We start from the raw sequence: 13633 nt of genomic DNA, 5'->3' as shown, positions 1-13633 counted from the left end.
TGCATGTGTTAGGCACGCCGCCAGCGTTCACTCTGAGCCAGGATCAAACTCTCCATAAATGAATTGTTCGTCCTTGTCGACTAACTTGACTTTTTTTCAAAAAGTCACAAAAATTAATCGCTCAAAGGTTTTTACTTATCTCTTACTTGGTTGTCAAAGATCTCGTCTGTCTTAATCTCTTAAGACTCACTTACGACTTATTGGTAATCCCTTAACTCAAGGGCTCCATCGTTTGTGGACGGGAATTATAGCAGGTTCTCAATTCAGTGTCAAGGGTTTTTTGAAATTTTTTGCAAAAAATTTGCAAATTATTTTAAAATATGCGCAAAACCTGTTTCAGGCTCTATTGCTATTATTACTTTTTCATCCGTTGTTTCACAATCATCTAAACATATATGAATTTTGCACTGCTCAGTTAATCTTTTATCATATTGATCTTCTGCGCTAACTAAATTACCATAATAAGGAGCACCATCATAATTGAATGCTATTCTTTTAGAACCATATCTACCACACTCACCTTCAAAGAGAATATCTTTAATGCCATAACTATTGCCAAGCATCATGCTCTTTGTAAAATCCTCATCATCTACTGCTAAACTATTAAAACCGCCTGAAAGTAATTTATTCCTATTCATAGGGTCTTTTGCCAATTCTCTTTTACTATTGTCATTTCCACTTAAAGTAATATCTTTATAAATAGAATATGACCAAGTAATATCATATGTTCCTACTATAGAGTGAAATTGTATTTGCCATCTTTTTTTAAACCAATTTTCATCATTTGGAGAAAATACATTATCTATAAAAGCTAGGTGTTGTGTATATCTTATATGAAAAAGGAGCTGGTTTGCAGCTTTGTATAAGTCATTTTTGTCAGTTCGTTGGATTATTATAGAAGAGAGAATTGAGATAATTATTATAACTATAATAAGTTCTAATAAAGTGAAGGCTCTTTTTGACATTATTAACCTTGTGTATAACTGGCTAAAGCCAATTATACCACAAGGTAAAACAGAAGATTGTTACTTAATCTCTTCTGCTTTTTTTACATCATAAAGAATATCATCGAATGGATGGCGATACATTGGCATTGCCAATCGTTTCTCATCAAGAACGTGTCCGATGAATCCGATTGTACGTCCAAGAATGAAGAATGAGTTAAGTGTACCACTTTCAATGAACTCATCAATCTCTGCTTCAGTATATCCAAGTGCACGCCACATATCAACCATCAAAATACCTATAGTTCCGTCAACATTTAAGATCAGGTTATCTTTTTTAGATGTTGTAAGTTGCTCTACTTCAAGCGCATACTCAAGCAATGGAGTGCTTGGGAAATGCTCTTTAGCATAGTTTTTCAACCCTTCAACACGCTTATCTGGGTTGCGAAGAGATTTAATGCGGTGTCCAATACCAGGAATTGGAATACCTTGTTTTTTCATATACGCCAAGAACTCTTGTGGCGTCATGTTGTTATCGTTTGCATATTTGAAGTACTTCGCAGCACCATCAATCGCACCACCGAAGCGAGGTCCGATAGTAAGAAGTCCTGTAACAAGTGATTCAACAACAGACTTACCTGCACGTGCAGTAACTTTAGCGTTGTGCGCACCTGAAACAGCTGGACCATGGTCTGCAACAGTTTTGATAACAGTTTCGATAAAGTCAGTTGCCCATTTTGGATAAACTTTTTTGAACCATAGAAGGCTGATTACATCACCAATTGTCTTACCTGTATCTGGTGTTGCGACAGAACTGATTGGATAACCAGCGTAAGTTGCCTCTTCACCGCGGTCATCACTGATTGTACAGATAAAGTTTTTAGATCTTCTATTTTTTGGAATAGAACGTACTTCAGGCTCTTCAATTTCAGTAATAATGCCTTTATTTTTAAGATCAGTATAGACTTCATTAATAACTTTTGGAAGATCATTGAAGCTTTCAGGAACATGGATACCTGCTTCACGCATTGCTTTATTTTTTGCTTCTGCTGTTTCACGCTCTGCATTAGCACTTGCTCCTGCGTGACCAAACTGAACGCCGCTGCTGAAATGCTTAGCAATTGTTCCGATACACCAAGCGATAACTGGTTTTGTAATTTTGCCAGATTTAACTGCTTCAATAACTTTGTACTCTTCAGTACCACCAACTTCACCAAGAAGGATCATATATTTTACATCTGGGTTATCTTGCATTCGAAGAAGGTTATCGATGAAAACAGAACCAACGAAGCGGTCACCACCGATTGCAACACCCTCTGCAATACCATCAGCATTGATAGAAATAATGTTACAAAGTTCGTTAAATAGACCACCTGAACGAGTTACAAGTCCTGCACTACCTGCTCTGTGTAGTTTTGACTTAATGATATTTTCGATTGTACCACCAACGTTTGCAATTTTAAATGCACCTGGAGTAATTGCACCAACAGTTGCAGGTCCGATGATCAATGTTCCGTTATCTCTTGCTACTTGATTCATTTTACGAGCAAGTCTTTCAGGAATACCCTCAGCAGTAACCATGATAACACGGAACTGATCACCCATATTAAGAGCTTCCATTGTTACATCATAAGCTGTACGGAAAGATGCAAAGTTCAAAAGAACATCTGCATTTTTATGCTCAGCAACTGCATCAGCAGTTGAGCGATATAAAGGTACCATAATTTCATCTGGACCATAGAAAAACTTCTCAAACTTGTTTGAGCTTGTTGGAGCTACGATTGCTGCAACTGATGGTTTCTCACGTCCAATTACATAGTCATAATCCAGCATACGCTGAATAGCTTTTTTATTGTTGTTCCAGAAAATTGCTTGTGTATCTTTTGTAAAAAGTCTGTTGCTCATCTTCTCTCTCCCTTACTTATCAAGTGCCATACGTACAATATCTGTTACGTGTGTTTCAGGTCCGTAGACTTCCATATAAAGTCCCAGTCTCTCTGCTGCGTCTTTAATGTCTTTAAGACCTTTTTCATAGTTTGGTCCACCACGTCGGACATAGATCTTAGTATTGTGTGCTTTTAGTTTGTCTGCATACTTATCAAGCGCTTTAATGATACCTGTAAATGTTTTAGCAACATCGGTAAAGTTAGCAATAGCACCACCGATAATAAGGATCTTACCACGCTCATCTTCATAGCGAGTCATTAAGTCAAAAATAGTCTCAGCATAGAACTGTGTTTCACTCTCTGTTGGACCACCAGAGTATTCACCATAGTTTGCAAGGTCTTCAACACCAGCTAAGTCTGCAATAGTATCTGCATAAACAACAGATGCACCACCACCTGCAACCATTGTCCAGATGCGACCTTTAGGATTAAGAATAGTCAATTTAAGTGAAGCACCAGATTTTGCATCTGCTTCTGCAATTGCTTTCTCTTCAGGAGACTGATCTTCCATACCAAATGGAGTTGGGAACTCAATATCTCCCCACTTGTCTCTCATTAAGAAGCCAGCTGTATCGTCAAGGCGAGCAACCAAGTCAAGGATATGTGCATTGTTTTCAATCATTACGATTGGGTTGATTTCAAGATATGCAAAGTTCAAATCACGATAGAACTTGAAGAATTGAATTGCAAATTTTGCAAAGCGTTCTTTGTTTTCTGCAGGGATTCCTTCTGGAACGTTCGCACGAACAGCTTTTTCCATCTCTTCATCAGTCATGTTGATAGGAATACGAACTTCATTAACTTTCTCATCCCATCCCTCTTCAACTTCCATACCACCTTCTGCTGACATATAAAGAACATCATCATTATCAACAACAGTAGCAGAGATGTAGTACTCTTGGTCTTGAGTATGCGGAGTGAAAGGCTCAACAATAAAGTGAGTCAGCATACCTTTTTGTCCAGAAAGAAGCTCTACTTCTCCACTTTGCTTCTCTTCGATCCACTTAGCAGCATCTTCAAGTTTAACATCACCTGGCTTTTCTACTTTGAAAAGAACCAAACCGTTTTTACCACGTTTACCAAAAAGCATATCTGGCTTAACAACCAATGCTTCTTGGTTCAACCACTCATAACCCTCTTCTTTTGCTTTTTCTCGCAATTCATCTGCACTAGTTACAAGTACTGATTTGAAATCGTAGTTAAAACCATCGAAATATTCATTCCAATGTTTAGCAAAAATGGCTTTGCCGTCATACTCTCGTATCGCTTTTTGAGCCATCACAACTCCTTATGATTTTTATTTTATGAGTTTAGCACTATTTTTTAAATCAAATGCTTTATTTAAAGAATATTAAATATAAAATCCATCAATTGTTTATTTTTGAAACATAACAGCTTTTTAAATTTCTATTTTTGTATCGAATCGAAACTTTTTTACAATCTTGACAAGATATAGAATTAAGTTCATATTGACTATTAGATGATATTCCATAGTATCTAAGTTGTAATTGAAACTCTTTTTTCTTTACTTGTATTGAATATATTCCCTCTTCTTTTAATGCTAAAGCACACCAGTATGGATAATAAAATGGTGCTGCAAAATGCCTCCCTGGCTCTTTTAAAATTAAAAAAAATGGCTTGTGAAATAGTAGGGCTAATGTATTAATAATCAATACAGAAAAGACTACTATAGCCATAGCAAAATATTTTTTTCTAAATTGAGGAAGACGCACTCTAAATGAGTTAAAAAAGAGTTTTACCATCAACGGTATTGCAACAATTACAAAAGGTGCAAAGTCTTGAATAGGTATACGTTGACGAAGAGAAATTATTAGAGATAATACCAAAACTGTAAAACTAATATGCCATATTATATTTTTATCCCCTTTTAATAATATGCGATAGATTGAATAAAAAAAGTATAAAAATATCAAAGGAGAAAATATAGCAGCATACAAGCCTATTGTATCAGCAAAATAATTAACAGGTTTTCCATGCATTTCAATACCATAAATGCTTACTGATGCTCCTAGAAGTATTGATGAAAATGCAATTGCACCAACTTCTCGCCGCCAAAGAGCATATGTAAAAAGTGCAAAATATAAAATAACACTGCTTCTATCAATAAATAGCAACAATGAGATTAAAATATAGGCTTCTACTTTTCTTCTTTTAAGAAAAAGAATTAAAAACCCCTGATAAACTGCTAATGTTATCCCTGTACTAGTTGCTAATACAGCTGAACTTACAATACCTGGCAATAGAAGAAAAATCATAAACGAAGTAAAAAGTGCTATTTCATCTTTTAAAAAAATTTTTGAAAGGTAATAAAATAGAATTAAGTTAATAATATGAATAATTAAAAAAGGAAATCGAATATTTAAAAAGTCTAAATCAGGAAATAGCTCTTTTCCTTCATGCATTAGAAGAGAAACAATATTTTGATCTGAAAAGTAGAGTTTTGCTTCGCTGGGACCTATAGGAAGTCCCCATGCAACCCATACAAGAATAATTATATGGGCAAATAGTAGTATAGAGACAAAAAATCTAAATTTACTCATTAAAGTTTCAAAAAGTTATCCAGCATTAAATGTCCATGCTCACTCATAATCGACTCTGGGTGAAACTGTACTCCAAAAACTGGATATTTATCTATCTGTAATGCCATAATCTCATGGTCATCATTACTAAAAGCTGTTGCAATTATATTTTCAGGTAATGTATCTTTTTCAACAACTAGTGAGTGATAACGAGTAGCAGTAAAAGTATCAGGCATAGACTTAAATATAGGAGACTCTATATGAACTTTCATTTGAGATGTTTTTCCATGCATTAAATTCTTTGCTCTGACGACTTTGCCTCCAAATGCCTGAGCAATAGTTTGATGACCAAGACAAATACCAAATATTGGAGTATCTTTATGAAAGGTTTTTACCACTTCAAGGCTGACACCTGCTTCATTTGGAGTAGCTGGACCTGGTGATATAATAATTTTCTCAGGGTTTAATGCCCTAATCTCATCAATACTCATCTCATCGTTTCTTATAACTTTCAAATCAGCACCAAGCTCCAAACAATACTGAACAATATTGTAGGTAAAGCTATCGTAATTATCGATCATTAAAACCATAAGGAACCTTTTACCTTGTATTAGAAGAATTATAACGTTTCAAATCTTCATTCCAGAAAAAATCGATCCATTTATCAGCTCTATTGAGTTTATAGTCTGGTTGAAACTTTGCATCAGGTTTAAAAAATAGTGTAGCCGTTTTAAAAGTTAATTCTGGATATTTAGTTTCTAATTTTTCCATAACTGCTGAAAGTGTGTCACCACTGTCTGCAATATCATCAACAATTAAAATATTTTGGCAATCTGATAAATCAGGAATATTAAAAATATGAGGTTTTCCAAGCTTTTTGGTATCGTCATACCCAATAGCATTTATGACAAACACTTTACGAATATCCCAATACTCTCCTAACATATGTGCCATTGTCATACCACCTCGTGCAATGGCAATAATGGCATCAAATTTTTTATCTATCTTTTGTGCTAATTTTAAAAGGTCAGAAGAGAATGTTTTATAGTCATAATGTAAACGCTGCATTACCAAACCTTGAGTTCATTATAGAGACTATCACGTTCAACAGGAATAAAACCGCTATCTTTGATTAAATGAACAAAATCATCTAAAGGCATTCCATATGCACTTTTAGCTCCTGCTGCTGCTTGAATAGATTCACGTTCAATAGTACCGTCAAGATCATTAGCTCCATACTCTTGTGCAATAAGAGCCAAGTTGATTGTTGAAGTAACCCAATATGCTTTAAGATTTGGAATATTGTCAAGAACAATCCTGCTTATTGCCATTGTTTTAAGAATTTCCTGCCCTGTTGGAAACTCTTCTACTTTTAAAAAGTTATTCTCTTTTTGGTAAACTAGAGGAATAAAGCAGTTAAAGCCCCCTGTCTCATCTTGAAGGTCTCTAAGACGCAACATATGATCAATTCGATGTTCTCTTCTTTCTACATGACCAAAAAGCATAGTAGCATTACTCTTTTTACCTCTTTTGTGCCATTTTTTGTGAATATCAAGCCACCCTTTAGAGCTTACTTTACCTTTGCAAATATAGTCGCGAACTTTCTCATCAAAAATTTCTGCTCCACCACCAGGCATAGAGTCAACACCATTTTCAACCATACGATCAAGTATTTCATCGATTGATAATCCATACTCCTCAGCTAAAAAGTTAACCTCAGCGGCAGTCAACGCTTTTATATGGATATCCGGTAACTCCTCTTTAATAGCTTTAAACATTCCAAGATACCAATCAAGCCCAGCTTCAGGATTGTGAGCAGAAACAATATGAACCTCTTTGGCACCATTTTCCCACGATTGTTTAGCTATGTCAACAATCTCTTCAACAGACATTGTATATGGATTAGGATTTTTTCTACTTGCACTGTATGCGCAAAATTTACAGATATCTTTGCATACATTGGTAGGGTTTATGTGACGATTGATATTGAAATATGTTTTCTTACCATGTAATGCTTTACGTTTTTCATCAGCCAATTCACCAAGCGTAAAAAGGTCCAATTCATAAAGCTTTAATGCATCTTCTAAATAGATGCGCTCACAACTGCGAACTTTATCAACTACGTTCATTTTGCAATAACCTAATCATTAAATTTTCGGTATTATATCTAAAAAGAAAAAGGTTAGATGATAAAATGGATCTAAATATTGAAATTGAGTCTCTTCTAGACAAGCAAGCTCCTGACTTTAAAATTTCTAAACTTTTAAAACAAGAAATAAGAAACTATCTTGATAATTTAGAAGAGATATTTAAGGAGACACAGGGAAAAGCATTTCTTGTACATCATACAAGAAAAGTTGATCAATTTCTATCTATTATCTACAAAGTAGTACTTCGAAAAATGTTCCATTCTTTTCAACCTATGCGAAACTCTGTACCTATTGCACTAGTAGCTCTTGGAAGCTATGGACGAGAACAACTCTGTGTTCATAGCGATATAGATCTTATGATCGTTTATAAAGATATTCCAGGATACAACATAAAAGAGATAATTGAAAAAATTCTATATATCGCTTGGGATGCCGGATTTCAACTTGGACATCGTGTACATGAAATATCTGAACTTCCTGAAGTATCAAGAACAGACATTACCATTAAAACTGCCCTGCTTGAATCACGCTTTATAATTGGTTCAAACTTCATCTGGATGGAGACTCAACGCCAACTAGGTGTCATAAGAAGAGACAATACAAAAGAGTATGTTCTTGCAAAAATCCAAGAAGCTGCTACAAGGCATAAAAAAAATCCAATCTCAATGGAACCAAATATCAAAGAGTCTATTGGTGGTGTAAGAGATGCAAACCTTGCATTCTGGATAGCTTCGGTACGTCATAATATATTTAACCTTAAAGAACTTGTCGGATCTATTATTGAAGAGAGTGATTATACAGAATATCGATCTGCACTTGAGTTTATCTTTAGAGTCAGGGCTGCTTTGCATTTAAGTGCAGGAAAAAAAGAGGATACTCTTCGGCTAGAACTGGTACCAAATGTTGCCAATCTTCTTGGATTTGAAAAAGGAAATCCAGCAAAAGCTCAAAGAGAGCTGGTGAGTCGTACTTTTCAAGCTTTAGATACTATTAGAAAAAAAACAGCTTACTGGATAGGTGTTTTAGCTAAACCATACCTTTTTAATTCAGACAATTTACCTCTTTTACGAAACTCTTTACTAGAACCAAAAATCTTTCTTTGTGAAAATACTCTATATGCAAAAAGAGAACAAAAACCAAAAACTTTTCTTTACTACCTAAAGCTGATGATTAAAATATCTAACAATCACCAAGTTAAAGCAGATGCTTCATTTTGCCACCTTATTGATAAAACAGAGATACCAAAAACAAAAGGAAAACAGTTAATCGGTGCAATCAGACAGATATTCTATACCAAGTATAGTTCATCAATAATTGACATACTTTTTAAGAGTGGAAAACTTTCTGAAGTTATCCCACCTCTAAAAAGAATTATGTATCTACCACAATTTGACGGTTATCACCATTACCCTGTTGACATTCACTCTATCTGGACACTCTCTGTAATGGACAGAATAGATCATGATCTATTAAAACCGCTTTTTGATAAACTGGATAAAGACTCAAAAGCTATGCTAAAACTGGTTGCTCTTTTGCATGATGCCGGAAAAGGAAGAATTCGAGATCATCATGAAGTTGGAGCGGATCTATTTAAAATTTATGCTAAAAAACTTGGATTCAATGAACAGCTTATTAAAGAAGGAATTTTACTTATTCGTCACCACACAAGAATGACAAAAACTATTCATAATGAAGATATTTATGACGAATCTACAGTTTCCAAATTTGTAGCACCTTTAAATAGTCAAAAACTGCTAAATATGCTATTTATTCTTACTTATTGTGATGTAAAATCTGTTGAAGATGGTGTATATAACTCCTTTACTGACAGAATGCTAAAAACATTGTACTTTTCAGCTTTGCAGATTCTAGAAAAACCTGCAATCATAGATGAAACTGCAAAAAGATTGCGTCGCGAACAGGCTTTAAAAAAGTTGCCTGAATTCAAAGAGATACCAAAGTCACTGCAAAAGAAAATACTCTCTATTGAATCAAACCTATTTTTTATAAAACATACACCAAAAGAGGTGTTAGATATAGGAGTCAAGGTAAAAAATATTTCCAACTACTCTATGAAAATAGACGGGACAGATACTCTTAAAATAGAAATATACAGAAAAGTACCAATAAACTTAGGGTTCCTGCTTGGAAAACTAAGCCATCTGGAGCTTGTAGCTATGGAGATTTTCAAACTCTTTGATGGTGTAAAATATTTTGTACTTGAATTTAACGATACAATAAGCAGTGATGAGATTCCAATGGTAGAAAAGATTATCCAAGATTCATTTGATATGGAAAAGTCTATAAAACTTATAAAACCAAAAATCAAAAGAAAAGAGATATCAATAGATTGCGAACACTCTAAAAGTTATGCAACTATGCAGATTAAAACATCAAATCAACGTGGATTGATGGCATATGTAGCACACTATTTTGACAAACTTGGTATAGACATTGCAAGTGCAGTTATCACAACACGAAAGCATCGTGTAAATGACTTTTTCCTTATAGAAAAAAATGGAAACTTCTGCACCAACAAAGAGAAGATTTTAGAAGAGTTGGTAGAAAAGTAGCACAAAAAGGGGCAAGTATTACCCACCCCTTTTTATTTTTACTGTAATCAACCAAGCCCTGGTGCCATCCACATAGAATTTACCAATCCTTCATCTACTAGTTTCAACTGAGCTTTATATACTTTTTTCCATTTTTCAGCAATCTCTTGATAGATTTTATGATTTTCACTATTTGGTTCGTAACTCTTTTCCCATACAACCAACTCTTTTGCTGCCTCTTTTATACTCTCATATAACCCTGCTCCTACACCTGCACTCATAGCAGCACCCAAAGCTGTAGCCTCTTTTACTTTTGGAATCTTTACAACTTTTCCTGTAACATCTGCTACTATTTGAGACCACAGTTTTCCCTTGCTAGCCCCACCTGCAAATGTAATGGTTTCGCTTGTGATATTTGTAAATTTCTCTATCTTTTTAAGGTTTATATTTGAAACAATTGCAGCATTCTCTTCTAAACTTTTAAATAGAGTATATTTGTTACAAAGAGTTGGATCGATATTTAGATTGATGAAACTTGGACTTGCGTGATACCATTTGCCATATTTCATATCATCACTAAAGATTGGAATTACTCCATTTGAACCTACTGGTATGTCTTTGGCTCTTTGTTCTAAAATTTCATATACATCTTTGTTCTCTTTTTTAGCCAACTCAATTTCCAAATCACAAAAGGCATCTCTAAACCATCTCATTACAAGACCGCTAAAAAAAGTTATACCTTCTGCTTGAGACTGGTTTTCTATAACATGCGGATTTATGCGAATGCTCATATCTTCAGGTGGTGTTGTCTCTTTTGGAATATTGACAATCTGCTGCCAAAAACTACCACCCAAAATGGCACTGTCTCCAATCTCTACTACACCAAGTCCAGCACTTCCAAGCTGAACATCTCCACCACCCATAACCACTTTTGTCTGAACTGACAATCCAGTTTCACAAGAAGCCTCTTCGCTTACATTAGCAAGCACCTCTCCACACTCCAGCACTGGTGGGAAAATGTCATCTTTCAACCCTACTCTTTTAGCCATCTCTGTTTCCCAGGCTCTTTTTTGAAGGCTAAATATTCCCGTTGTTCCGCCATTACTTGGATCTACTGCTATTTCGCCTGAAAGTTTTTTTAATACCCAATCACCTATCATAGAGATGTAGCAAACTTTTTCATAAATATTAGGTCTATGATTTTTGAGCCACAAAAGTCTTGGAAGAGCACCCAATGCAAAAGTTTGTCCGCTTAAATTGTAAAATTCCTCCTCAATTCCTGGAAAATTCTCTTTTAAATACTTTACTTCATCTCCAGCTCTGGCATCTACATTTGCCACACCCCAAAGCTCATTTTTATCTTTATCATAGAGTATGATCCCCTCTCTCATACTTGTAGAACTTACAGCTAAAATATCTTTTGGATCTATTTTAGACTTTTTTATGGATTCTCTAATACACTCTTTAGCAAGCTCCCAATTCTTTTGAAAATCAAACCCCATACTATTTGGTACATCTTTTTCACTAATGTGCGTCCACTCTCTATTTGCAAAAGATATCTCATTACCATTAATATCAAAAATAAGACTTCTTATACTACCTGTACCTGCATCTATAGCCATCAGATATTTCATAATCAAACCTTTTTAACTCTACTTTAATTTTTTTAAAACTATTTCTATATAAAACTCATCGTTTAGTATCAGTCTTAATCTAAGTAAGTATAGCATTTTTCTAAAACTATGGAAGGAGAATATGTTGTTAAATAGGTAAAAAGCTGATGATTTCAACTAGTACGATTAAGAGCATAAGAGAAGCCTAAATTAATATGTAAAAAATAGACTATTTTGCAAAAATTAAATATAATTTAAGTATATTACAATATACTTATAAAAATATAATAAGTATAATATAAAAGACTAAAAACCATGGAAAATCTACTTTTAAATGCAAAAAGACTTTATCAGCTAAAAGCAAGCCAAAAACTACCAAGTTATAAAAGATATATCTTTGATGATCTATATAACTCTCCTGCAAAACTGACAGGTATTTATGGAAGCAGAGGTGTAGGTAAAACTACTTTGCTTATGCAGTTGCTTCAAAACTCACCACTCGATCCATCTTCAAAATTATACATTAGTTGTGATCATTCAAGCTTCCAAGATGTTTCACTCTTCGATTTTGTTGATGAATTTTCAAAAAGAGGTGGAGAACTGATTTGTATAGATGAGATACATGAGGCTAAAAATTTTGAGAAAGAGTTAAAATCTATCTATGATTTTTTAGATATAAAACTCTATTTTACAGGTTCATCCGCTATACATCTTTCAAATCCTGATTTTGCTAGAAGATACTCTAGGTATCATCTTTACCCATTAAGCTTTAGAGAATTTTTACAACTTAAATATAGTATTGAGCTTCCTGCATTTTCATTAGAAGAGATTATAGAAAATCATGGAAATATAGTACCAACTATCTTTGACAAACTACCAAATAAAAAAATTCTAAAGCATTTCGATGATTTTTTACATAATGGAATTTACCCTTACTATTTTGAAGATAGTTCAAGATATATTGATAAGATAAACGACTCAATCAATCAAGTTTTAAATAGCGACCTAAGTAAAATTTTTCATATTAAAAGCGATAAAATAGCAACTTTAAAAAAGTTACTCATTACAATATGTGTCTCAAAACCGTTAGAGATTAGCATTGAATCTTTGGCACAAAAAGTAGGCATAACAAAATCAACACTCTATAAATATATCGGCTATCTTAGCGATGCTGAGCTTTTACATCATATCACCTATGAAGCAAAAAGATTTAAGTCTCTGAGAATGCCCGATAAACTCTATCTTGCAAATACAAATCTTTTTGAAGCTCTATGTATAAATAGAGACAAAGGAACAATAAGAGAGACATATTTTGTAAGTATGGTAAAACCAAAACATTCACTCTACTATGTAAAAAAAGGCGATTTTTTAGTAGATGAAAAGTATGTAGTAGAGATAGGTGGTAAAAACAAAGACTATAGTCAGATAAAAGATATAAGCAAAAGCTTTTTAGCAATAGATGATATTGAGATAGGGTTTGGCAATAAGATACCTCTTTGGTTGTTTGGATTCTTATATTAAGTTTACCTATTCAACTGGATTTATGAAGGTCTAATTGTAGCCCATTCCAACCCTAATATTCATTTAATAAGTCCATACTTGATTCTTGTCATACAAATAAGTGTTAAAGCTTCTGTAAGATCATATGTTGTTTCAACAATTTTTCTACCAATATTTTCAACTTTATTCAAATGTAAAATATTGATAACGAAGCTTCTAAGAATAGATAATGCAAAAGCACCTTTATTGACTTTGCATTTATCTTCATTTAATGCAGTATCTTTGTAAAAGTGCATTGTTTCAACACTCCATTCATAAAGAATTTTTGTTAAAAAAGTTTTTGCATCATTATACTCATTTGATATATAGTAGTGTGTTGTAGTCTCTT

Annotated in this window: 10 protein-coding genes, 1 rRNA gene and 1 pseudogene; 2 read left to right on the top strand and 10 right to left on the bottom strand. The window is 33.9% G+C overall.

Annotation, left to right across the window (positions count from 1 at the left end; translation table 11 throughout):
* The 8 genes from BM227_RS11230 to mqnE form a co-directional block, all read right to left on the bottom strand.
* A 16S ribosomal RNA gene (locus BM227_RS11230) occupies window positions 1-59 on the bottom strand; the annotation flags it as partial.
* 249 nt (window positions 60-308) lie between these two features.
* Window positions 309-965: a prepilin-type N-terminal cleavage/methylation domain-containing protein gene (locus tag BM227_RS11225; RefSeq protein ID WP_092913947.1), complete on the bottom strand. Its 657-nt coding sequence runs from the start codon at window positions 963-965 to the stop codon at window positions 309-311.
* A gap of 60 nt (window positions 966-1025) precedes the next feature.
* Window positions 1026-2849 carry a citrate/2-methylcitrate synthase gene (locus tag BM227_RS11220; RefSeq protein ID WP_092913945.1) on the bottom strand — a complete coding sequence of 608 codons (1824 nt, stop codon included), beginning with the start codon at window positions 2847-2849 and terminating at the stop codon, window positions 1026-1028.
* A gap of 12 nt (window positions 2850-2861) precedes the next feature.
* On the bottom strand, window positions 2862-4169 hold the full coding sequence (locus tag BM227_RS11215) for an ATP citrate lyase citrate-binding domain-containing protein (protein WP_092913944.1): 1308 nt from the start codon (window positions 4167-4169) through the stop codon (window positions 2862-2864).
* An 88-nt stretch (window positions 4170-4257) separates the two neighbouring features.
* Window positions 4258-5451 (bottom strand): hypothetical protein, encoded by a 1194-nt coding sequence (locus tag BM227_RS11210; RefSeq protein WP_092913942.1) that lies wholly within the window; start codon window positions 5449-5451, stop codon window positions 4258-4260.
* Window positions 5451-6020 carry an anthranilate synthase component II gene (locus BM227_RS11205; RefSeq protein ID WP_092913940.1) on the bottom strand — a complete coding sequence of 190 codons (570 nt, stop codon included), beginning with the start codon at window positions 6018-6020 and terminating at the stop codon, window positions 5451-5453. The genes BM227_RS11210 and BM227_RS11205 overlap by 1 nt, the downstream gene beginning before the upstream one ends.
* 10 nt (window positions 6021-6030) lie before the next feature.
* Complete coding sequence (locus BM227_RS11200; protein WP_092913938.1) at window positions 6031-6498, bottom strand: phosphoribosyltransferase; 468 nt, start codon at window positions 6496-6498, stop codon at window positions 6031-6033.
* Window positions 6498-7559: an aminofutalosine synthase MqnE gene (gene mqnE / locus BM227_RS11195; RefSeq protein ID WP_092913949.1), complete on the bottom strand. Its 1062-nt coding sequence runs from the start codon at window positions 7557-7559 to the stop codon at window positions 6498-6500. The genes BM227_RS11200 and mqnE overlap by 1 nt, the downstream gene beginning before the upstream one ends.
* A 65-nt stretch (window positions 7560-7624) precedes the next feature.
* On the opposite strand from mqnE, the gene BM227_RS11190 reads away from it, so the two are divergent.
* The gene (locus BM227_RS11190; RefSeq protein ID WP_177202051.1) at window positions 7625-10153 is read left to right on the top strand and encodes a [protein-PII] uridylyltransferase family protein; all 2529 of its coding nucleotides are present in this window, start codon (window positions 7625-7627) and stop codon (window positions 10151-10153) included.
* A 47-nt stretch (window positions 10154-10200) separates the two neighbouring features.
* Here the strand turns inward: BM227_RS11190 and lsrK are convergent, their stop codons facing one another.
* On the bottom strand, window positions 10201-11766 hold the full coding sequence (gene lsrK / locus BM227_RS11185) for an autoinducer-2 kinase (protein WP_092913935.1): 1566 nt from the start codon (window positions 11764-11766) through the stop codon (window positions 10201-10203).
* A 294-nt stretch (window positions 11767-12060) separates the two neighbouring features.
* Here lsrK and BM227_RS11180 point away from each other — a divergent pair, with 294 nt between their 5' ends.
* Window positions 12061-13266 (top strand): ATP-binding protein, encoded by a 1206-nt coding sequence (locus BM227_RS11180; protein WP_092913933.1) that lies wholly within the window; start codon window positions 12061-12063, stop codon window positions 13264-13266.
* 59 nt (window positions 13267-13325) lie between these two features.
* Here the strand turns inward: BM227_RS11180 and BM227_RS12820 are convergent.
* A pseudogene (locus BM227_RS12820) lies at window positions 13326-13633 on the bottom strand (hypothetical protein); the annotation flags it as partial.

Source organism: Hydrogenimonas thermophila (assembly GCF_900115615.1).
Classification (GTDB): Bacteria; Campylobacterota; Campylobacteria; order Campylobacterales; family Hydrogenimonadaceae; genus Hydrogenimonas; species Hydrogenimonas thermophila.
The sequence above is the reverse complement of the archived record's forward strand: the minus strand, read 5'-3'. Positions and strand labels throughout refer to the sequence as shown.

Coding starts and splice junctions, on each gene's coding strand:
- BM227_RS11225 (WP_092913947.1), bottom strand. CDS start 965: ATGTCAAAAAGAGCCTTCACTTTATTAGAACTTATTATAGTTATAATA.
- BM227_RS11220 (WP_092913945.1), bottom strand. CDS start 2,849: ATGAGCAACAGACTTTTTACAAAAGATACACAAGCAATTTTCTGGAAC.
- BM227_RS11215 (WP_092913944.1), bottom strand. CDS start 4,169: ATGGCTCAAAAAGCGATACGAGAGTATGACGGCAAAGCCATTTTTGCT.
- BM227_RS11210 (WP_092913942.1), bottom strand. CDS start 5,451: ATGAGTAAATTTAGATTTTTTGTCTCTATACTACTATTTGCCCATATA.
- BM227_RS11205 (WP_092913940.1), bottom strand. CDS start 6,020: ATGGTTTTAATGATCGATAATTACGATAGCTTTACCTACAATATTGTT.
- BM227_RS11200 (WP_092913938.1), bottom strand. CDS start 6,498: ATGCAGCGTTTACATTATGACTATAAAACATTCTCTTCTGACCTTTTA.
- mqnE (WP_092913949.1), bottom strand. CDS start 7,559: ATGAACGTAGTTGATAAAGTTCGCAGTTGTGAGCGCATCTATTTAGAA.
- BM227_RS11190 (WP_177202051.1), top strand. CDS start 7,625: ATGGATCTAAATATTGAAATTGAGTCTCTTCTAGACAAGCAAGCTCCT.
- lsrK (WP_092913935.1), bottom strand. CDS start 11,766: ATGAAATATCTGATGGCTATAGATGCAGGTACAGGTAGTATAAGAAGT.
- BM227_RS11180 (WP_092913933.1), top strand. CDS start 12,061: ATGGAAAATCTACTTTTAAATGCAAAAAGACTTTATCAGCTAAAAGCA.